The sequence below is a fragment of the Streptomyces sp. NBC_00259 genome, from assembly GCF_036181745.1.
Classification (GTDB): Bacteria; Actinomycetota; Actinomycetes; order Streptomycetales; family Streptomycetaceae; genus Streptomyces; species Streptomyces pratisoli.
In genome coordinates this window covers 3,023,133-3,044,386 of record NZ_CP108080.1, presented here as the reverse complement: position 1 = coordinate 3,044,386, position 21,254 = coordinate 3,023,133, and the positions used below count along the sequence as shown (strand labels likewise).

The 21,254-nt window shown below is 67.4% G+C and carries 13 protein-coding genes, 3 rRNA genes and 1 pseudogene; 10 read left to right on the top strand and 7 right to left on the bottom strand.

Going from position 1 to position 21,254, the window contains the following annotated elements:
• The first annotated feature begins 48 nt into the window (after nt 1–48).
• Nucleotides 49–231: a Trm112 family protein gene (locus OG766_RS13590; RefSeq protein ID WP_266378444.1), complete on the top strand. Its 183-nt coding sequence runs from the start codon at nt 49–51 to the stop codon at nt 229–231.
• Between the two features lie 104 nt (nt 232–335).
• Entirely contained in the window at nt 336–1,469 is a 1,134-nt protein-coding gene (locus tag OG766_RS13585; protein ID WP_328725428.1) for an SIS domain-containing protein, read from the top strand.
• A gap of 24 nt (nt 1,470–1,493) precedes the next feature.
• Here OG766_RS13585 and OG766_RS13580 read toward each other — a convergent pair whose 3' ends face one another.
• Nucleotides 1,494–1,622: a hypothetical protein gene (locus OG766_RS13580; protein WP_328725427.1), complete on the bottom strand. Its 129-nt coding sequence runs from the start codon at nt 1,620–1,622 to the stop codon at nt 1,494–1,496.
• Nucleotides 1,623–1,679: 57 nt separating this feature from the next.
• Between OG766_RS13580 and manA the strand changes: the two are divergent.
• Both manA and OG766_RS13570 read left to right on the top strand, forming a co-directional pair.
• A pseudogene (manA, locus tag OG766_RS13575) lies at nt 1,680–2,830 on the top strand (mannose-6-phosphate isomerase, class I).
• A gap of 84 nt (nt 2,831–2,914) precedes the next feature.
• Nucleotides 2,915–3,892 carry a cation diffusion facilitator family transporter gene (locus OG766_RS13570; RefSeq protein WP_266378436.1) on the top strand — a complete coding sequence of 326 codons (978 nt, stop codon included), beginning with the start codon at nt 2,915–2,917 and terminating at the stop codon, nt 3,890–3,892.
• A gap of 148 nt (nt 3,893–4,040) precedes the next feature.
• On the opposite strand, the gene OG766_RS13565 is transcribed toward OG766_RS13570, so the two are convergent.
• Nucleotides 4,041–6,167 carry a fructose-specific PTS transporter subunit EIIC gene (locus OG766_RS13565; protein WP_443045604.1) on the bottom strand — a complete coding sequence of 709 codons (2,127 nt, stop codon included), beginning with the start codon at nt 6,165–6,167 and terminating at the stop codon, nt 4,041–4,043.
• A 497-nt stretch (nt 6,168–6,664) separates the two neighbouring features.
• On the opposite strand from OG766_RS13565, the gene ahcY reads away from it, so the two are divergent.
• On the top strand, nt 6,665–8,122 hold the full coding sequence (gene ahcY / locus OG766_RS13560; RefSeq protein ID WP_266378430.1) for an adenosylhomocysteinase: 1,458 nt from the start codon (nt 6,665–6,667) through the stop codon (nt 8,120–8,122).
• A gap of 148 nt (nt 8,123–8,270) precedes the next feature.
• Nucleotides 8,271–8,894, top strand: coding sequence for a hypothetical protein (locus OG766_RS13555; RefSeq protein ID WP_266378427.1), 624 nt, complete (start codon nt 8,271–8,273; stop codon nt 8,892–8,894).
• A 110-nt stretch (nt 8,895–9,004) separates the two neighbouring features.
• Here the strand turns inward: OG766_RS13555 and OG766_RS13550 are convergent, their stop codons facing one another.
• Nucleotides 9,005–9,967, bottom strand: coding sequence for an RDD family protein (locus OG766_RS13550; RefSeq protein WP_266378424.1), 963 nt, complete (start codon nt 9,965–9,967; stop codon nt 9,005–9,007).
• A 198-nt stretch (nt 9,968–10,165) separates the two neighbouring features.
• On the opposite strand from OG766_RS13550, the gene OG766_RS13545 reads away from it, so the two are divergent.
• The 4 genes from OG766_RS13545 (at nt 10,166) to rrf (ending at nt 16,924) form a co-directional block, all read left to right on the top strand.
• Nucleotides 10,166–11,173: a stage II sporulation protein M gene (locus tag OG766_RS13545; protein ID WP_266378419.1), complete on the top strand. Its 1,008-nt coding sequence runs from the start codon at nt 10,166–10,168 to the stop codon at nt 11,171–11,173.
• 586 nt (nt 11,174–11,759) lie between these two features.
• Nucleotides 11,760–13,285: ribosomal RNA gene (locus OG766_RS13540) — 16S ribosomal RNA — on the top strand.
• Nucleotides 13,286–13,596: 311 nt separating this feature from the next.
• Nucleotides 13,597–16,721, top strand: a 23S ribosomal RNA gene (locus tag OG766_RS13535).
• 86 nt (nt 16,722–16,807) lie between these two features.
• Nucleotides 16,808–16,924, top strand: a 5S ribosomal RNA gene (rrf, locus tag OG766_RS13530).
• Together the 16S, 23S and 5S rRNA genes form the textbook arrangement of a ribosomal RNA operon.
• A 117-nt stretch (nt 16,925–17,041) precedes the next feature.
• On the opposite strand, the gene OG766_RS13525 is transcribed toward rrf, so the two are convergent.
• Genes OG766_RS13525 through OG766_RS13510 form a run of 4 tightly spaced genes read right to left on the bottom strand, consistent with a single transcriptional unit; the run spans nt 17,042 to nt 21,251 of the window.
• Nucleotides 17,042–18,352 (bottom strand): DUF58 domain-containing protein, encoded by a 1,311-nt coding sequence (locus OG766_RS13525; RefSeq protein WP_266373648.1) that lies wholly within the window; start codon nt 18,350–18,352, stop codon nt 17,042–17,044.
• Between the two features lie 12 nt (nt 18,353–18,364).
• Nucleotides 18,365–19,348: an AAA family ATPase gene (locus tag OG766_RS13520; protein ID WP_266373650.1), complete on the bottom strand. Its 984-nt coding sequence runs from the start codon at nt 19,346–19,348 to the stop codon at nt 18,365–18,367.
• Nucleotides 19,345–20,565 carry a DUF4350 domain-containing protein gene (locus tag OG766_RS13515; RefSeq protein WP_266373651.1) on the bottom strand — a complete coding sequence of 407 codons (1,221 nt, stop codon included), beginning with the start codon at nt 20,563–20,565 and terminating at the stop codon, nt 19,345–19,347. Before OG766_RS13515 ends, OG766_RS13520 begins: the two co-directional genes overlap by 4 nt.
• A complete protein-coding gene (locus OG766_RS13510; protein WP_266373652.1) occupies nt 20,562–21,251 on the bottom strand; it encodes a DUF4129 domain-containing protein in 690 nt (229 codons plus the stop codon). The genes OG766_RS13515 and OG766_RS13510 overlap by 4 nt, the downstream gene beginning before the upstream one ends.
• Nucleotides 21,252–21,254 lie beyond the last annotated feature (3 nt).

The following is a 21,254-nucleotide window of genomic DNA, read 5'->3' as shown; positions in this document are numbered from 1 at the left end:
AGCGGTAGGCTGACGTGGCCCAAACCGCATGTTCGAAGGGACATTCACATGCCGCTCGAAGCCGGCCTTCTGGAGATCCTCGCCTGCCCGGTCTGCCACGCCCCGCTCAGCGACGCGACGGCGGCCGAAGCCCCCGAGCTGATCTGCACCGGCAAGGACTGCGGCCTGGCCTACCCCGTGCGGGACGGCATCCCCGTCCTGCTCGTCGACGAGGCCCGCCGTCCCGCGTAAGCCGCCGTCCCGCGCAGGCCCGTGCCCGCGCCCGCCCGCGCAAGCCCCACCTGTCGCGCAATCCCCACCTGTTCGGCTGTTCGGCGAATCGGAGGCCCCACCTCATGCTCGACGAGTCACTCCTCGACGCCCCGGAAGCCCTCGCCCGCGCCGATCGCCGCGGTCTGCTCCGCGGCGCGGCGGAGTCCGGGGCGCGGGTACGCACCGCCGCCCGGCACGCCGCGGAGGCGGGGATCGCCGAGCTGAACCCCGAGGGCCGCCCCCGGGCCGTCCTCATCGCGGGCCCCGGCACCGCGGCCATCGGCGTGGCGGACCTCATCGCCGAGCTCACCGGCCCCACCGCCCCGGTCACCCGTCTCCACCCCACCGGTGTCGCACCCGCCGCCGGCGCCCTGCGCTGGGCGCTCCCCGGCTGGGCCGGCTCCGTGGACCTCCTCCTCATCGCCACCACCGACGGCAGCGAGCCCGGCCTCGCCGTCCTCGCCGAGCAGGCGTACCGCCGCGGCTGCACCGTCGTCGCCGTCGCCCCGCAGAGCTCCCCGCTCTCCGAAGCGGTCAACGGCGTCCACGGCATGGTCGTACCCATGGCGACGGCCCCGTACGAGCTGTACGAGGAGACGCAGGCGGCGGCCAGCCCCGGCGCGTTCTGGGCCCTGTTCACGCCGCTGCTCGCGCTCCTCGACCGCGTCGGGCTGATCTCCGCGACACCGGACGTCCTCCAGAGCGTCGCCGACCGGCTCGACCGCATCGCCGAACGCTGCGGCCCGGCGATCGCGACGTACAGCAACCCCGCCAAGACGCTCGCCGCGGAGCTCGCCGACACGCTCCCGCTCATCTGGACAGAGGGTTCGGCAGGCCCCGTCGGCCGCCGCTTCGCCGCCGTACTGGCCGAACTCGCCGGCCGCCCCGCCATCGCGGCCGAGCTCCCCGAGGCACTGCCGGCCCACGGCGTGCTCCTCGCGGGCGACTTCGCGGCGGGAGCCGATCCGGAGGACTTCTTCCGGGACCGGGTGGAGGAGCCGCAGGCGCTGCGGGCGCGCGTCCTGCTGCTGAGGGACAGCGTGGACAACGGCTTCACCGCCGCCCCGGCCGCGCGTGAACTCGCGCTCAGCCACGACACGGCCATCAGCGAGCTGGAACCGGAGGAGGGCAGCGCGCTGGAGACCCTCGCGGAACTCCTCGCCGTGACCGACTTCGCCGCCGGGTACCTGGCCCTCGCGACCAGCGGCCACGCCTGACAGGCTTGACGGTCACGCAGCAGCTCACCGGTCGGGCATCAGCTCGCCCGTCGGGCCGGTCGGGCCGGTCGGGCCGGTTGGGCCGGTCAGGCCGGTCAGTCCGGTCACGCCGGTCGGGCCGTTCCGCCGGTCGCGCAGCAGCTCACCGGTCATACATCAGCCACGCCCCAGCCACGCATCCGTTACGTACCGAGTCGAGGATCACCCCTCATGGACCGCCTCACCAATACCGTGCGCCCCTACGCCTGGGGGTCCACGACCCTCATCCCGGAACTGCTCGGCACCGCCCCCACCGGCGAGCCACAGGCCGAGATGTGGATGGGCGCCCACCCAGGGGCCCCTCGCAGACGGACCGCGGCGCCCTGAACGACGTCATCGCCGCCGACCCGGCGGGCGAACTCGGCGCGCCCGTCGTCGACGCCTTCGGCCCCCGCCTGCCCTTCCTCCTCAAGCTGCTCGCCGCCGGCGCTCCGCTCTCCCTCCAGGTCCACCCGGACCGGGCCCAGGCACAGGAGGGGTTCGCCGCCGAGGAGCGTGCGGGGATCCCCCTCGACGCGCCCCACCGCAACTACAGGGACGACAACCACAAGCCCGAGATGATCTGCGCGCTCACCCCGTTCGACGGGCTGTGCGGCTTCCGCCCGCCGGTCGAGGCGGCCGACTTCATCGCCGGTCTGGGCGTCGACTCCCTCAAGCCGTACGTCGATCTCCTCCACGCCCACCCCGAGGAAGCCGCCCTCCGCGAGGTCCTGACCGCCGTCCTCTCCGCCGACCCGGAGGAGATGGCACACACCGTCGGCGAGGCCGCGGCAGCCGCGGAACGCCTCGGCGGCCCCTACGCCGCGTTCGCCGGCATCGCCCACCACTTCCCCGGCGACCCGGGCGTCATCGCGGCCATGCTGCTCAACCACGTCCAGCTGCAGCCCGGCGAGGCCCTCTTCCTCGGCGCGGGAGTCCCGCACGCCTACCTGGCCGGCCTCGGCGTCGAGATCATGGCGACGTCCGACAACGTGCTGCGCTGCGGGCTGACCCCCAAGCACGTCGACGTCCCCGAACTCCTCCGTGTCGTCCGCTTCGAGGCCGGCGACCCCGGCGTACTGCGGCCCGAGGCATCGCCCTCCGGCGAGGAGCTGTACGACACGCCGATCGACGAGTTCCGGCTCTCCCGCTACGTACGGTCGGAAGGCGCGGCGCCCACGGACGTCACCGCCGGCACCCCCCAGATCCTGCTGGCGACGGCCGGCCGGCCGAAGGCGGGCGAACTCGCCCTCGCGCCAGGGGAGTCGGTCTTCGTTCCTGCGGGTGAAAAGGTTGAACTGTCCGGTTCGGGCGCCGTCTTCCGTGCCACCGTGGTGGCCTGACGCGGCGTCCGCGCGGGCTGCTGCAACAATGTCCCGCCGTAGCCCAGGAGCATCACCCGAGGAACGAAGGGACACCCTGCACCCATGAGCGCGTCAGGCGGAACCAAAGCGATCGTCGCGGCACTCGTCGCGAACGTGGCGATCGCAGTAGCCAAGTTCGTGGCGTTCCTCTTCAGCGGCTCCTCGTCGATGCTCGCGGAGAGCGTGCACTCGCTCGCCGACTCGGGCAACCAGGGCCTGCTGCTGCTCGGCGGCAAGAAGGCCAAGCGCGAGGCCACCCCGGAGCACCCCTTCGGATACGGGCGCGAGCGCTACATCTACGCCTTCCTCGTCTCCATCGTGCTCTTCTCGGTCGGCGGCATGTTCGCGATCTACGAGGGCTACGAGAAGATCAACCACCCGCACGCCATCGAGGACTGGTACTGGCCGATCGGCGTGCTCGTCTTCGCGATCATCGCCGAGACCTTCTCCTTCCGCACGGCCATCAAGGAGTCCAACGTCCTGCGGGGCAGGCGCTCCTGGAAGGAGTTCGTCCGCCACGCCAAGGCCCCCGAGCTCCCGGTCGTCCTCCTGGAGGACCTCGGCGCGCTCGTCGGTCTGATCCTCGCGCTCGGCGGCGTCGGACTCGCCCTGCTCACCGGCAACGGCGTCTGGGACGGCATCGGCACGCTCTGCATCGGTGTCCTGCTCATCCTGATCGCGCTGGTGCTCGCGGCCGAGACGAAGTCCCTGCTGCTCGGCGAGGCGGCCGGCACGGAGGACGTCGAGAAGATCAAGGCGTCGATCGTCGACGACACCACCGTCACCCGCATCATCCACATGCGCACGCTCCACCTCGGCCCGGAGGAGCTGCTGGTCGCCGCCAAGGTCGCGGTCCAGCACGACAACACGGCGGCCCAGGTCGCGGACGCGATCAACGCCGCCGAGGAACGCATCCGCACCGCCGTTCCGATCGCGCGCGTGATCTACCTGGAGCCGGACATCTACAGCGAGGAAGCGGCCGCGGCGGGCACGAACCCGGCCAAGTCCCCGGGCGGCCCCGGCCCCGAAGCGGCTCACTGACGGACATGTGAAGGGCCCCGGACCGCTGTCGCGGTCCGGGGCCCTTTCTCGTGACGCATCAGCGGTACGCGCAGGGCCGGTCGATCTCCCGCCCGACGTGCTGCCCGACGCACTCCTCTGCGTCCTGCTCCACGTACTGCTCGCCGTCCTACTCGATCTCCGCGAGCACCGTCAGAACCGACGACTCGTCCGGCGCGGCCATGAGCCGCTCGCGGAACGCCGGGTCCATCAGCTTCCGCGAGAGCAGCGCCAGGATCCGCAGATGCTCATCGCCCGCGGCCGCCTCCGGCACCGTGATCATGAAGATCAGCCGGGCCTTCGTACCGTCGAGCGACCCCCACTCCACACCCTCCGTGGAACGCGCGAAGCCGACGACCGGAGCCGTGACCGCGTCGGTCTTGGCGTGCGGGATCGCGATCTCCTCGCCGAGGCCCGTCGTGCCCTGCTCCTCGCGGGCGAACGCGGCGCGCACCAGCTCCTCGGGATCCGTGACCTTGCCGGTCGACGCGAGCATCGCGGCCATCTCACGGATGGCGGCGTCCTTGCCGTCGGCGTCGAGACTCACCTTCATCGTCTGCGCGGTGAGGTACCCGGAGAGCACCTCGGGCAGGGCCTCGTCCTCCGCGGCCGCTTCCTTCGTTGCCGCTTCCTTCGTTGCCGCCTGCTTCGCGGCGTCGGTCCCGGCTTCGTTCGTGGCCTCCTCGGCGGAGGCCTCCGGCCGTGCGGGCTCCGCCGGTACGCGGCTACGGGAGCCACCGGACCCCGCGCCCACCAGCGCCGGCTCCTCCTTCTCCTCCACCGCCGTTGCGACCGTCGCCGAAACCGGTGCGCCGGCCTGGGCCGGAACGAGGGCGGCCTCAGAGACGCGGCCCGCCTTGTGCTCCTTGATGCTGATCAGCGCGTTCGTGGTGAGCGCCGTGACCACGGTGCCGGCCACGACGGCCAGGAAGAACATCGGTACGCCGCCGACCGCACCCAGCACGGCCACGATCGGCCCGCCGTGCGGCACCGCGTCCTTCACGCCCGCGAGTCCCGCCAGGGCACCCGCCACCGCACCACCCAGCATGTTCGCCGGGATGACCTGCGCCGGACGCGCCGCCGCGAACGGGATCGCACCCTCGGAGATCCCGAAGAAGCCCATGAACAGGGCCGCCATACCGGTCTCGCGCTCCTGCTCCGAGTAGAGCTTGCGCCGGACCAGCGTCGCGAGGCCCTGACCGAGCGGCATGACCGGGATCGCCGCGGCGCACATGCCCATCACCGTCTGGTTGCCGGAGGCGATGAGCCCCGCACCGAAGAGGAACGCGGTCTTGTTGACCGGCCCGCCCATGTCGAACGCGATCATCAGACCGAGAATCGCGCCCAGCAGGATCGCGCTGGTGCCGGTCATCCCGCTCAGCCGGCTCGTCAGATGCTCGAAGACCCAGGCGATCGGCTTGCCGATGACGTAGATGAAGAACAGCCCGAGCGCCGAGGTCGCCACGATCGGGATCACGATGATCGGCATGATCGGCTGGGCGAACCTCGGGACCTTGACCTTCTTGATCCACAGCACCAGATATCCGGCCAGGAAACCGGTCACGATCGCCCCGATGAACCCGGCGCCCGCCTCGGAGTCGTACAGCGCGCCCGTGTTCGCGATCCAGCCGCCGATCATGCCGGGTACGAGCGCCGGCCGGTCCGCGATGGCGTACGCGATGTAACCGGACAGGATCGGCACCATCAGCTGGAACCCGATCTCACCGATCTTGAAGACGCTCTCCCAGAACGAGCCCTCCGGGATGGCGTAGCCCTGCGGCGTCGCATGTCCGCCGAGCGCGAGCGAGATCGCGATCAGCAGACCGCCGACCACGACGAACGGGATCATGTACGAGACACCGTTCATCAGCGCCTTGTACGCGACGCTCCGCTCCTTGCCGCCGCCGTCGGCTTCGGCGCCCGCGGCCGGCGCACCACCGGTACCGGTGCCGCCGCCGTCCGCCCCGAGCGCCGGCGCGTTCCGCACCCGCTCGATCAGCTGCTCGGGATGGCGGATGCCTTCGGCCACGCCGACCTTCAGCACCCTCTTGCCCGCGAACCGGCTGAGGTCGACGTCCTTGTCGGCCGCGACGATGATGCCGTCCGCATCCCTGACATCGTTGTCAGTGAGCACATTCTCGGCCCCGATGGATCCCTGCGTCTCGACCTTCATCTCGATGCCGAGAGTGTCCGCGGCCTGGGCGAGCTTCTCCGCGGCCATGTACGTGTGGGCGATGCCTGTGGGGCAGGCGGTCACCGCGAGCAGCTTCGTCCTCCGCTGCCCGTTCCCTGGACTGGTCACGAGGGTGTTCTCCTAACGCCGGCGGCACGCTTTACGGCGCGGATCGCGCGGGTCTTCCCGATCCGCTTTCCCGATCCGCGACGAGCATCGTGCAACAGATGAACGCCACATCAAAAGTGCGGAGGGCCTCGGTCCGCAGGGCGCCAGCACCCTCCCCGATCCCCGCGCCGGCCGGAAACGGCGCATGGGCGGGCTGTGGGCGGCCGGGGCGATCGGTGTAGATTCGTGACCAGTGCCAGACGTCGCTGCTGATGGCGGTCGGGCGGTTCGCCACTGCGGACCGGCCGAGGGAGAGAGGGCCTCCGACGGACTGCGCTGTGGACGTCTGCCGACGTCCGGGTACGCATGTGCAGCACCGGTGTGCAGGCATGTGCGCGTCCGTATGTCGTGGCAGCGGCCGCAGAGCCATCCCGCCCCACCCATCCCTCGACCCACTTGAGGAGCAGCTCGCAATGACGACTGTCGCCGCCGGTCAGGACTTCAAGGTCGCCGACCTTTCCCTCGCCGCCTTCGGCCGCAAGGAGATCACCCTCGCCGAGCACGAGATGCCCGGCCTGATGTCGATCCGCAGGGAGTACGCCGAGTCGCAGCCGCTCGCCGGCGCCCGCATCACCGGCTCCCTGCACATGACCGTGCAGACCGCCGTACTGATCGAGACCCTGGCCGCCCTCGGTGCCGAGGTCCGCTGGGCGTCCTGCAACATCTTCTCCACCCAGGACCACGCCGCGGCCGCCATCGCCGTGGGTCCGAACGGCACGCCGGACAACCCCCAGGGCGTCCCGGTCTTCGCCTGGAAGGGCGAGACCCTGGAGGAGTACTGGTGGTGCACGGAGCAGGCGCTGACCTGGCCGAACTCGTCCACCGGCGGCCCGAACATGATTCTGGACGACGGCGGTGACGCCACGCTCCTGGTCCACAAGGGTGTCGAGTTCGAGAAGGCCGGCGAGGCTCCGGACCCGTCAACCGCGGACAGCGAGGAGTACGGCCACATCCTCACCCTGCTGAACCGCACCCTCTCCGAGAACCCGCAGAAGTGGACCCTCCTGGCGTCCGAGATCCGCGGCGTGACCGAGGAGACCACGACCGGCGTTCACCGTCTCTACGAGATGCAGCGCGACGGCAACCTCCTCTTCCCGGCGATCAACGTCAACGACGCGGTCACCAAGTCGAAGTTCGACAACAAGTACGGCTGCCGCCACTCCCTGGTCGACGGCATCAACCGCGCCACCGACGTCCTCATCGGCGGCAAGGTCGCGGTCATCTGCGGCTACGGCGACGTCGGCAAGGGCTGCGCGGAGTCCCTGCGCGGCCAGGGCGCCCGAGTGATCATCACCGAGATCGACCCGATCTGCGCGCTCCAGGCGGCGATGGACGGCTACCAGGTCACGACCCTCGACGAGGTCATCGGCACGGCCGACCTGTTCATCACCACGACGGGCAACAAGGACATCATCATGGCCGCGGACATGGCCAAGATGAAGCACCAGGCGATCGTCGGGAACATCGGCCACTTCGACAACGAGATCGACATGGCCGGTCTGGCGAAGATCGACGGCATCGTCAAGGACGAGGTCAAGCCGCAGGTCCACACCTGGACCTTCCCCGACGGCAAGGTGATCATCGTGCTGTCCGAGGGACGTCTGCTGAACCTCGGCAACGCGACCGGCCACCCGTCCTTCGTCATGTCCAACTCGTTCGCGGACCAGACGCTGGCCCAGATCGAGCTGTTCACCAAGCCGGAGGAGTACCCGACCGACGTCTACGTGCTGCCGAAGCACCTCGACGAGAAGGTCGCCCGCCTCCACCTCGACTCGCTCGGCGTGAAGCTCACGACGCTCCGCCCCGAGCAGGCCGCGTACATCGGTGTCGAGGTCGAGGGCCCGTACAAGCCGGACCACTACCGCTACTGATCAACCGCCGGGCCGACCCCTGAGCAGCTCAACAGCCGAGCAGCCGACCAGGAGTTGACCACCCGCGGCAGTACCAGCGCACCAGGCAGGCCCCCGCACCCCCGTGCCGGGGGCCTGCCCCGTACCCGGAGAAAAGTCAGGCACCCTCATGCCCCGCGGCCGCTATTCGCTTCACGATCCGCACGATCACACCCCCCTCGGTGACGAGCACTTCCACTGCGCACCCGGTCCATCCGGCTGGCGCTACGTCTCCCAGCTGACCACCCCCTCCGGGGACCACGCGGGCTCCGTCGACCTGGCCCTCGACGAACTCGGCCGGCCCATCCGCCTCGAACTCCACGCCGCGAGCTGGCAGGTCCGCGGCGCCGCTCTCGACGGCGTCACCTGGGTCCGCACCGACCCCACCGGCACGCACGCCACCGAAGGCAATGTCCGCGCCCATGCCTTCACCGGAACCTCCCCCGCCTTCCTCGTCGCGACGGCCCGACTGCTCGGCCTCGCACCCGGCGCCCCCGCGACCCGAGTCCGTCTGCTCGCCTTCACGGACCCGGTCCTCGCCCCCCGCACCGTCGACCAGTCCTGGGCCCTGGTGATCAGTGAAACGCACGCCACTGACAACGGCCCCCTGACCGTGGACGAGTACCAGGTCAGCGCCCTGGACACGGGCGAACAGCACACGATCCACATCGCCGGCGACGTGGTCCTCTCGGCCCCGGGCATCGAGCTCGAAGACCTGGAATCCCCGCCGTCCGTCTTCCCCGACATCCCCTGAATCGGGAGAGCCGAGAGACCCGGGAAAGCAGGGAGAGCCGAGAAAGCCACGAGACCCGGCGAGGAGAGAGAGCCAAGAGAGCCGCGATCCTCGGCCTGGGTGCGCCGGACCTACGCGGGCGGCGCGAACCCCGTCGCGGGCGGCCGGGGAGCCCCCGCCGCGCTCGTGCCCTCGGCCTCGGCCCGTTCACCCACCACCCCGGTGACCACAGGCGGCGCCGAAGGCGCGCCGTGTCCGGGCTGCCCGGGGGGAGGCGGCGCGTACGCCGAAGGTGCCGGGGGCGCGAAGGGCGACGAGCGCGCCACGGACGCGGCGGACGCCGACGCGGCGGCGTAGGCACGTCGCGTGTCCCGTGTCTGCCGCTCGTTCACCACGGCCGCCAGGAACGCCCCAGCAGGCACCCCGTGCGGCGCGGGCGTCCCGGTGCACGCCACCAGATCACCGGCCAACCGCTCCGCCAGCGAACGGTTCACTTCCCCGTCGAGCTGGTTCATCCGCGTCAAGTACTGCCGTATCGCCAGCCACAGATCGTCCGGCACACCGGACAGATCCAGTTCCGTGAACCGGCCCACCAGCCACGGCGGCGGTGGAGGCACCGGCACGGCCCGGGCCGTCGGTACCCGCTCCCGTACGACCAGGGTCCCCGCGAAGACGTCGCCGATCCGCCGTCCGCGCTCCGACACCAGGGAGGCGATGCACGCGATGACCCCGAAGGTCATGAGGATCTCCACCACCCCGATCGCGCCGCGCACCAGCGCGTGCCGGAACCGGATCGGGCCCCCGTCGTCCCGCACCACCCGCAGACCGCACGCCATCTTCCCCAGCGAACGCCCATGACTGAGCGTCTCCACCGCGATCGGCGCACCCACGAGCACCAGAATGAACGTCGCGATCGACACCGCCATGACCGCCGCCTCGTCCAGCGACGCCGTCGCCACCGCGAGGCCGATGGATATCAGCAGATACGCCGCCCACACGAGGGCAAGATCGATCACCAGCGCCAGCGCCCGGCTGGGCAGCCTCGCAGGACGAAGTCCCAGTACGACGGCATCCCCCGTCACAACCCCGCTCACAGTCGCCCACCCCTCTCCACTGCCATCGAACCGTTCGAACCGTTCGTCGACCTTCCCGACCCCTCAGTACGCAAGTCTGCCAAGCTGACCCGCAGCGCGCCGCAGTAGTACGAGCATCGTGCGAGCAGTTGTACGAGCAGATGTCACGCACCGTCCGCACGGGCGGACCCGGACCAGTGCCTGGAGCAGCAGCCGACCATGGACCTCGACGTCTTCGTCATGACCCACCGCGCGGAGTGGGACCGCCTGGACCAGCTCCTGCGCCGCGGGCGCCACCTCACAGGCGCCGAGGCGGACGAACTCGTCGCGCTCTACCAGCGCACGGCCACGCATCTCTCGCTCATCCAGTCCAGCGCCCCGGACCCCATGATCACGGCCCGGCTCACGCAACTCGTCGCCCGCGCCCGCTCCACGGTCACCGGCACCCGTCGCGCCTCCTGGCGGGACGCCGTCCGCTTCCTGACCGCCGGCTTCCCCGCGGCGGTCTACCGCTCGCGGCACTGGTGGATCCCCACCGCCGTCCTCTCCGTACTCCTCGCCGCCGTCATCGGCTGGTGGATCGGCACCCACCCCGAGGTCCAGTCGGCCATCGCGGCCCCCGACGACCTGCGCGAGCTCACCCGCCCCGGCGGGCAGTACGAGACGTACTACTCGAGCCATCCGGCGGCCTCGTTCGCCGCCCAGGTGTGGACGAACAACGCCCAGGCAGCCGCCATGTGCCTGGTCCTGGGAGCCTTCCTCTGCTTCCCGGTGCTCTGGATCCTCTTCCTGAACATGGCCAACCTCGGCATCGGTATCGGCCTGATGTCCTCGGCCGGCCGCCTCGACACGTTCCTCGGTCTCGTCCTCCCGCACGGCCTCCTCGAACTCACCGCCGTCTTCGTCGCCGCGGGCACCGGACTCCGTCTCGGCTGGACCCTCATCGACCCTGGCCCGCTGTCCCGCCGCACGGCCCTCGCCCAGCAAGGCCGAGCGGCCCTCGGTATGGCCATAGGTCTCGCACTGGTCCTCTTCGTGTCAGGCCTGATCGAAGGCTTCGTGACTCCCTCGGGCCTGCCGACCTGGGCGCGCATCACCATCGGAATCGTCGCTGAGCTCGCCTTCCTCGCGTACGTCTACGTCCTGGGCGGCCGCGCGGTCCGCGCCGGCGACACGGGCGACATCGACGCCTCGGAGCGGAGTGCCGAGCTCCCCACCGCCGCCTGATGTGCAAGCGGTGCCTGTGACCTGCTAGTCTCCTCTTCGCCCGCCAGGACCATTGACATGGCCCGGGTGGGGAGGTAGATTTTAACGGTTGCCTCGGAGTGGACATCTCCGAGAGCCATCAACTAGAGTCTCTCTCGCTCTCGCCGGGAATTGGATTTCCGGGAGAGCCACTCGAATCCTTATCCGGATCGCGAAGCCGATTAGCTCGGCCGACAAAGGTTCTGATAAAGTCGAGAAGTCGAAAGACGAAAAGGCCCTCCAACGGCCACTGGAAACGAAATCCGAACCGGGAACGGAACGGAAAAAGAATCTGGTAGGGTTGGAAACGCGAAGGGAAGCGCCCGGAGGAAAGCCCGAGAGGGTGAGTACGAAGGAAGCGTCCGTTCCTTGAGAACTCAACAGCGTGCCAAAAATCAACGCCAGATTAGTTGATACCCCGTCTCCCATCGTGGAGATGAGGTTCCTTTGAAAAGTCCTACCGGCCCTTGTGGCGGGTAGGCGACACAGCGAGGACGCTGTGTGCGACCGGGACTATTCCTCTTGGTCGCACCGCTCTCGTGGTGTTCGCCCGGATTACCGGGAAGCATTCACGGAGAGTTTGATCCTGGCTCAGGACGAACGCTGGCGGCGTGCTTAACACATGCAAGTCGAACGATGAAGCCCTTCGGGGTGGATTAGTGGCGAACGGGTGAGTAACACGTGGGCAATCTGCCCTTCACTCTGGGACAAGCCCTGGAAACGGGGTCTAATACCGGATACCACTCTCTTCCGCATGGGAGAGGGTTGAAAGCTCCGGCGGTGAAGGATGAGCCCGCGGCCTATCAGCTTGTTGGTGGGGTGATGGCCCACCAAGGCGACGACGGGTAGCCGGCCTGAGAGGGCGACCGGCCACACTGGGACTGAGACACGGCCCAGACTCCTACGGGAGGCAGCAGTGGGGAATATTGCACAATGGGCGAAAGCCTGATGCAGCGACGCCGCGTGAGGGATGACGGCCTTCGGGTTGTAAACCTCTTTCAGCAGGGAAGAAGCGAAAGTGACGGTACCTGCAGAAGAAGCGCCGGCTAACTACGTGCCAGCAGCCGCGGTAATACGTAGGGCGCAAGCGTTGTCCGGAATTATTGGGCGTAAAGAGCTCGTAGGCGGCTTGTCACGTCGGATGTGAAAGCCCGGGGCTTAACCCCGGGTCTGCATTCGATACGGGCAGGCTAGAGTGTGGTAGGGGAGATCGGAATTCCTGGTGTAGCGGTGAAATGCGCAGATATCAGGAGGAACACCGGTGGCGAAGGCGGATCTCTGGGCCATTACTGACGCTGAGGAGCGAAAGCGTGGGGAGCGAACAGGATTAGATACCCTGGTAGTCCACGCCGTAAACGTTGGGAACTAGGTGTTGGCGACATTCCACGTCGTCGGTGCCGCAGCTAACGCATTAAGTTCCCCGCCTGGGGAGTACGGCCGCAAGGCTAAAACTCAAAGGAATTGACGGGGGCCCGCACAAGCAGCGGAGCATGTGGCTTAATTCGACGCAACGCGAAGAACCTTACCAAGGCTTGACATACACCGGAAACGGCCAGAGATGGTCGCCCCCTTGTGGTCGGTGTACAGGTGGTGCATGGCTGTCGTCAGCTCGTGTCGTGAGATGTTGGGTTAAGTCCCGCAACGAGCGCAACCCTTGTCCTGTGTTGCCAGCATGCCCTTCGGGGTGATGGGGACTCACAGGAGACCGCCGGGGTCAACTCGGAGGAAGGTGGGGACGACGTCAAGTCATCATGCCCCTTATGTCTTGGGCTGCACACGTGCTACAATGGCCGGTACAAAGAGCTGCGATGCCGCGAGGCGGAGCGAATCTCAAAAAGCCGGTCTCAGTTCGGATTGGGGTCTGCAACTCGACCCCATGAAGTCGGAGTTGCTAGTAATCGCAGATCAGCATTGCTGCGGTGAATACGTTCCCGGGCCTTGTACACACCGCCCGTCACGTCACGAAAGTCGGTAACACCCGAAGCCGGTGGCCCAACCCCTTGTGGGAGGGAGCTGTCGAAGGTGGGACTGGCGATTGGGACGAAGTCGTAACAAGGTAGCCGTACCGGAAGGTGCGGCTGGATCACCTCCTTTCTAAGGAGCTTCTAGGCCGCCGGGCTTGCCCGGGGTCCAGAGCCACTACGTCGGCGAATGTCCGACGGTGGTTTGCTCAAGGGTGGAACGTTGATTATTCGGCACGATCGGTTGGATGGGTTCACTAGTACTGCTTCGGCGTGGAACGTGACACACATCGACTGGTTGTGCCGGGCGCGCTGTTGGGTGTCTGAGGGTGCGAGCGTGAGCTCGCCCTTCGCGATGCCGGCCCCAGTGAACTCGCCCAGAAGGGCGGGGTGGTGGGTGGCTGGTCGTTGCTTGAGAACTGCACAGTGGACGCGAGCATCTGTGGCCAAGTTTTTAAGGGCGCACGGTGGATGCCTTGGCACCAGGAACCGATGAAGGACGTGGGAGGCCACGATAGTCCCCGGGGAGCCGTCAACCAGGCTTTGATCCGGGGGTTTCCGAATGGGGAAACCCGGCAGTCGTCATGGGCTGTCACCCGCTGCTGAACACATAGGCAGTGTGGAGGGAACGAGGGGAAGTGAAACATCTCAGTACCCTCAGGAAGAGAAAACAACCGTGATTCCGGGAGTAGTGGCGAGCGAAACCGGATGAGGCCAAACCGTATGTGTGTGAGACCCGGCAGGGGTTGCGCATGCGGGGTTGTGGGATATCTCTTTCATCGTCTGCCGGCGATGAGACGAGTCAGAAACCGTTGATGTAGGCGAAGGACATGCGAAAGGTCCGGCGTAGAGGGTAAGACCCCCGTAGCTGAAACATCAACGGCTCGTTTGAGTTATTCCCAAGTAGCACGGGGCCCGAGAAATCCCGTGTGAATCTGGCGGGACCACCCGCTAAGCCTAAATATTCCCTGGTGACCGATAGCGGATAGTACCGTGAGGGAATGGTGAAAAGTACCGCGGGAGCGGAGTGAAATAGTACCTGAAACCGTGTGCCTACAAGCCGTGGGAGCGTCGCGCATCGAGTTTACTCGGTGCGTCGTGACTGCGTGCCTTTTGAAGAATGAGCCTGCGAGTTAGCGGTGTGTAGCGAGGTTAACCCGTGTGGGGAAGCCGTAGCGAAAGCGAGTCCGAACAGGGCGATTGAGTTGCACGCTCTAGACCCGAAGCGGAGTGATCTAGCCATGGGCAGGTTGAAGCGGAGGTAAGACTTCGTGGAGGACCGAACCCACCAGGGTTGAAAACCTGGGGGATGACCTGTGGTTAGGGGTGAAAGGCCAATCAAACTCCGTGATAGCTGGTTCTCCCCGAAATGCATTTAGGTGCAGCGTCGTGTGTTTCTTGCCGGAGGTAGAGCACTGGATAGGCGATGGGCCCTACCGGGTTACTGACCTTAGCCAAACTCCGAATGCCGGTAAGTGAGAGCGCGGCAGTGAGACTGTGGGGGATAAGCTCCATGGTCGAGAGGGAAACAGCCCAGAGCATCGACTAAGGCCCCTAAGCGTACGCTAAGTGGGAAAGGATGTGGAGTCGCAGAGACAACCAGGAGGTTGGCTTAGAAGCAGCCACCCTTGAAAGAGTGCGTAATAGCTCACTGGTCAAGTGATTCCGCGCCGACAATGTAGCGGGGCTCAAGCGTACCGCCGAAGTCGTGTCATTGCGATATATACCCCCAACGGGGATCGTGATGGGTAGGGGAGCGTCGTGTGCCGGGTGAAGCAGCCGCGGAAGCGAGTTGTGGACGGTTCACGAGTGAGAATGCAGGCATGAGTAGCGATACACACGTGGGAAACGTGTGCGCCGATTGACTAAGGGTTCCTGGGTCAAGCTGATCTGCCCAGGGTAAGTCGGGACCTAAGGCGAGGCCGACAGGCGTAGTCGATGGACAACCGGTTGATATTCCGGTACCCGCTTTGAAACGCCCAATATCGAATCAGACGATGCTAAGGCCGTGAAGCCGCCCCTGATCTCTTCGGAGTGAGGGGGAGTGGTGGAGCCGCCGGTCCAGATCTGTAGTAGGTAAGTGATGGGGTGACGCAGGAAGGTAGTCCAGCCCGGGCGGTGGTTGTCCCGGGGTAAGGGTGTAGGACGCACGGTAGGCAAATCCGTCGTGCATATAGTCTGAGACCTGATGCCGAGCCGATTGTGGTGAAGTGGATGATCCTATGCTGTCGAGAAAAGCCTCTAGCGAGTTTCATGGCGGCCCGTACCCTAAACCGACTCAGGTGGTCAGGTAGAGAATACCGAGGCGTTCGGGTGAACTATGGTTAAGGAACTCGGCAAAATGCCCCCGTAACTTCGGGAGAAGGGGGCCATGTCCGGTGATGAGTCTTGCACTCTGAGCTGGGGGTGGCCGCAGAGACCAGCGAGAAGCGACTGTTTACTAAAAACACAGGTCCGTGCGAAGCCGTAAGGCGATGTATACGGACTGACGCCTGCCCGGTGCTGGAACGTTAAGGGGACCGGTTAGCTCCATTTCGGTGGGGCGAAGCTGAGAACTTAAGCGCCAGTAAACGGCGGTGGTAACTATAACCATCCTAAGGTAGCGAAATTCCTTGTCGGGTAAGTTCCGACCTGCACGAATGGCGTAACGACTTCTCGACTGTCTCAACCATAGGCCCGGTGAAATTGCACTACGAGTAAAGATGCTCGTTTCGCGCAGCAGGACGGAAAGACCCCGGGACCTTTACTACAGTTTGATATTGGTGTTCGGTTCGGCTTGTGTAGGATAGGTGGGAGACTGTGAAGCGGCCACGCCAGTGGTTGTGGAGTCGTCGTTGAAATACCACTCTGGTCGTGCTGGATGTCTAACCTGGGTCCGTGATCCGGATCAGGGACAGTGTCTGATGGGTAGTTTAACTGGGGCGGTTGCCTCCTAAAGAGTAACGGAGGCGCCCAAAGGTTCCCTCAGCCTGGTTGGTAATCAGGTGTTGAGTGTAAGTGCACAAGGGAGCTTGACTGTGAGACCGACGGGTCGAGCAGGGACGAAAGTCGGGACTAGTGATCCGGCGGTGGCTTGTGGAAGCGCCGTCGCTCAACGGATAAAAGGTACCCCGGGGATAACAGGCTGATCTTCCCCAAGAGTCCATATCGACGGGATGGTTTGGCACCTCGATGTCGGCTCGTCGCATCCTGGGGCTGGAGTCGGTCCCAAGGGTTGGGCTGTTCGCCCATTAAAGCGGTACGCGAGCTGGGTTTAGAACGTCGTGAGACAGTTCGGTCCCTATCCGCTGTGCGCGTAGGAGTCTTGAGAAGGGCTGTCCCTAGTACGAGAGGACCGGGACGGACGAACCTCTGGTGTGCCAGTTGTCCTGCCAAGGGCATGGCTGGTTGGCTACGTTCGGGAGGGATAACCGCTGAAAGCATCTAAGCGGGAAGCCTGCTTCGAGATGAGGACTCCCACCTCCTAGAGAGGGTAAGGCTCCCAGTAGACGACTGGGTTGATAGGCCGGATATGGAAGCCCAGTAATGGGTGGAGTTGACCGGTACTAATAGGCCGAGGGCTTGTCCTCAGTTGCTCGCGTCCACTGTGTTAGTTCTGAAGTAACGAACACGCCGAGACCACCCCGTGGTCGGCCAGTTCACATCTTCATAGAGTTTCGGTGGTCATAGCGTTAGGGAAACGCCCGGTTACATTCCGAACCCGGAAGCTAAGCCTTTCAGCGCCGATGGTACTGCAGGGGGGACCCTGTGGGAGAGTAGGACACCGCCGAACAAATTGTGGGGAAAGCCCCGGACCAGGTACTGGTCCGGGGCTTTTCTGCGTTTCAGGGCAAGGCGCGTGCCTTCCTTGAGGCTCGCATTCAGACATCGACATCGGTCGCGAACTGATTCAGAGGCGTCCCGCCGCCTTCAACGCCAAGTAGGCGTCAGCCACAGCCGGGGCCAGATTCTCCGGCGTGGCATCCACGACCGTCACGCCGTGCCGCTGGAGTTGTTCCGCCGTACGGCGGCGCTGGATCTGGGCCTGGGTGCCGGCCGCGGCTTCGTACACCGCGTCCAAGGTGCCGCGACTGTCGGCCATTTGCTCCACGTGAGGGTCGGCCACGGAGGCGACCAGTACGGTGTGCCGCTGTGTGAGCTGCGAGAGGACGGGCAGAAGGCCCTCCTCGATCGGAGCGGCGTCCAGGCTGGTCAGCAGCACGATGAGAGACCTGCGTGGGGCGTGCTTGAGCGCTGCCGCGCTGAGGCCGCGGGCGTCCGTCTCCACCAGTTCGGGTTCGAGCGGGGCCAAGGCGTTGACCATCGCCGGCAGGACGTCCCCGGCCGCCCGGCCCTGGACCTGTGCCCGGATGCGCCGGTCATAGGCGAGGAGGTCCACACGGTCACCGGCGCGCGTGGCGAGCGCGGTGAGCAGCAGCGCGGAGTCCATGGCGGCGTCCAGGCGGGGGACGTCACCCACGCGACCGGCCGACGTGCGTCCGGTGTCCAGGACGATGAGGATGTGCCGGTCCCGCTCGGGTCGCCAGGTGCGTACGGCGACCGTTGTCTGGCGGGCGGTGGCGCGCCAGTCGATGGAACGGGTGTCGTCGCCGGGTACGTACTCGCGGAGGCTGTCGAACTCGGTGCCTTGGCCGCGGGTGAGCACGCTGGTGCGGCCGTCGAGTTCGCGCAGTCGGGCCAGTCGGGACGGCAGGTGCTTGCGGCTGGTGAAGGGCGGCAGGACGCGGACCGTCCAGGGCACACGGTGGTTTCCCTGGCGTGCGGCGAGGCCGAGCGGGCCGTAGGAGCGGACGGTGACCAGTTCCGCGTGGCGGTCGCCGCGGCGGGTGGGGCGCAGCATCGTGGCGATGCGTCGTCGCTCGCCCGCGGGGATCGTCACCGTGTGGCGGGACGCGGCCTGTTCGGTGCCCGGGATCCAGCTGCTGGGGGGCCAGGCGTCCCGGAGTTGGGCGCGCAGGCGCCGTGGGGACGGGTTCGTGACGGTGAGCTGGACTTCCGCGCTCTCGCCGAGTCGAACTGATGTGTCACCGGTTCGGGTGAATTGGAGCGTTCGTACTGGTGCGGCCAGGGCGTAGTCGCACAGAATTGCTCCTACGAGCGGTGCGTTGACGGCGAGAATCCCTGCCCAGCTGGGTTCGAGTACGCCGACGGGGATCGATCCGAGGGCGGCGAGGAGAGCCGTTCGTCCGGTGAGGGCCATGTGTTCACTGCCTCAGCGGGGGACGGGGACATGGGCGAGGATCGCGGTGATGACGGAGTCTGCGGTGACTCCTTCCATCTCGGCCTCGGGGCGGAGCTGGATGCGATGCCGGAGGGTGGGGAGGGCCAGGGCCTTCACATCGTCCGGGATGACATAGTCGCGGCCGGTCAGCCAGGCCCAGGCCCGGGCGGTGGAGAGCAGGGCGGTGGCGCCTCGGGGGGAGACGCCGAGAGTGAGCGAGGGGGATTCACGGGTGGCACGGCAGATATCGACGACATAGCCCGCGATCTCGGCGGAGACCGAGGTCTTGGCGACGGCTGCTCGGGCGGCCTCGAGGTCGGCGGATGTGGCGACCGGGCGGATGCCTGCGGCCCGCAGGTCGCGCGGATTGAAGCCTTCGGCATGCCTGGCGAGGACGTTGATCTCGTCCTCGCGCGACGGCAGCGGCACGGTCAGCTTGAGAAGGAAGCGGTCGAGCTGTGCCTCGGGCAGGGGGTATGTGCCTTCGTACTCGACGGGGTTCTGCGTAGCGGCGACCAGGAAGGGCTCCGGGAGCAGGCGCGGAGTGCCGTCGACGGTGACCTGGCGCTCCTCCATCGCCTCCAGGAGCGAGGACTGGGTCTTCGGCGGCGTCCTGTTGATCTCGTCGGCGAGCAGCAGATTGGTGAAGACGGGACCCGGCTGGAAGGAGAACTCGGCGGTCCGCGCGTCGTAGATCAGCGAGCCGGTGACATCGCTGGGCATGAGGTCGGGGGTGAACTGGACGCGCTTGGTGTCGAGTTCGAGGGATGCGGCCAGAGCACGGACCAGGAGCGTCTTGGCGACGCCGGGGACTCCTTCGAGGAGGACGTGGCCACGACAGAGCAGGGCGACGACAAGTCCGGTGACTGCGGAGTCCTGGCCGACCACGGCCTTCGCGATCTCGGTGCGCAGGGCCTCCAGGGAGGCGCGTGCGTCGTCCGAGTGATCAGCGGTCTCGGGGGTCGGGGCGCTCATGAAGTGCGTACCTCTCTTTCGAGGGCGTCGAGTTGGTCTGCCAGGCGGATGAGGGCGGCGTCGTCGGCGGGTGCCGGGCCGAAGAGCAGAGCCCGCAGGTCGCGGTCGCCGTCGTGAAGATGCGCGGAGACGGCCGGCAGGAGGGCATCGGGTGAGTGGGCGTCAGCGGCGCTGACACCCAGGAGAGGGGCGAGCCGGGTCCGGGTGGCCTGGCGGAGGGCGGAGGCGGCGCGGTCGCGGGCGTTGGCCTTGCGGTAGAGGCGGGCCCGGCCTTCCGTGGACTCGGAGGCGCGGACGGCGACGGGGAGCCGTTCGGTCACCAGCGGCCCGAGCCGGCGTGCACGCCAGACGGCGGCGAGCACGGCGGCGAAGGCGAGCTGGAGCGTGCCCCAGAGCCATCCGGAAGGGATCAGTCCACCGATGCCGCTCTCGCCGGCCGCTTCACCGCGGTCGTCGCCGGTGGCGTCGTCGCCGGCGGCGGATCCATCACTGGGAGAGGGGAGGTACCAGACGAGATGAGGCCGGGAACCGAGCAGTTGAAGGGCGAGCGAGGCGTTGCCTTCCTTGGCGAGCCGCTCGTTGTAGAGGAGGTCGGGGGAGCCGAGCAGGACGGTGTCGCCGTCTGCCGCGTCGTTGATCCTGAGCAGGCTGGGGAGGCCGTCGCTGAGGTAGCAGGCGTCGGTGCCGGCGGTCTCGTCGGTGGCGTAGCGCTCACCGCCGATGTCGACGCTTCCGGCACGCCGGGCGGCCGGGAAGGCGCATTGCGGGTCGCGGGCGGAGACGGGCGCGGGCCTGTCCGCCGTTACTCCGGGGGCGAGCGTGCCGACGGAGGGCGGGCCGGGTGCGACGAGCATGGTACGGCCGCCGGAGGAATCCATCGCCGTGCGCAGGGCGTCCTGTTGACGGCCGGTCAGCAAGTCGGGGGTGACGACCAGCAGCGTGGTGTCGGGACCCGCGGCGGCGGTGGCCTCGTCGAGGGTGGTGACCACGCGCGTGCTGACACCTCGGGCCTTGAGCAGTTCGGCGACGGCGCGGCTGCCGTTGGGGTCGGCGGACCGCGGGTCGAGGCGCCCGTGCTCGTCCCCGGAGCGGACGACGGCGATGACGAATCCGGCCACGATGAGGATGCCGAGCACGAGCAGGACGCCACGGCTGCGCGTCCAGATCTGGCGGGAGGTCGGGGACACCGAAGTGGCGCCGGCCATGGCCCCGGTCATTCGGCGGCTCCTTGGGCCGTGGTGCTCAGCTGGGGTTTGGCACGCTCCAGATCGGCGTCGAGATCCCGCAGACGCAGATACGCCTGCTGGTCGGCCGTGCGTCCGCCGTATGTCACATCGTCGAACGTGCGGGCTGCCGCGCGGAGCGCGTCCGCATGGGCGGGCAAGGGGCGGCCGGCGTCCGCGGCGGCTTCGTCGGCGGTGCGGCCAGGGCGCGGGTCGAGGAGAGCGCGCTCTTCCAGGGAGCGGACGATGGCACGCATCCGTTCCTGGACGGCCTGGCTCCATCTGCCGGCGGCTGCATGGGACTCCGCGGTCTCGCGGTGCTGGGCGGCGCTTCGGGGGCGGTCGTCGAAGAGAGCGTCGCCGGTGGTGAGGGTGCGGTGCGGGGTGCCGAGCCGCCACCAGAGGGCGGCGACCAGGGCGATGACGATCAGGACGATGACGACGAGGCCGAGCGGACCTCCGGGGGCGGCGCCCGCCGCGGCGTCGAAGATGCCGCCGAGCCACTCCCAGAACCGGTCGAGACCCCGTTCCACGAGGTTCGGGTCGTTCTCGTGGTACATCGGCTTGGACAGCTCGCGCTCCGCCGCCTCCCTGGCGGGTACGCGAGGGATGTCCACCGGTACGTCGTCATTCGCGCGGAACATCACTCGCGCCGTGGTCGTGCCCCCCGTGATGGACACCGC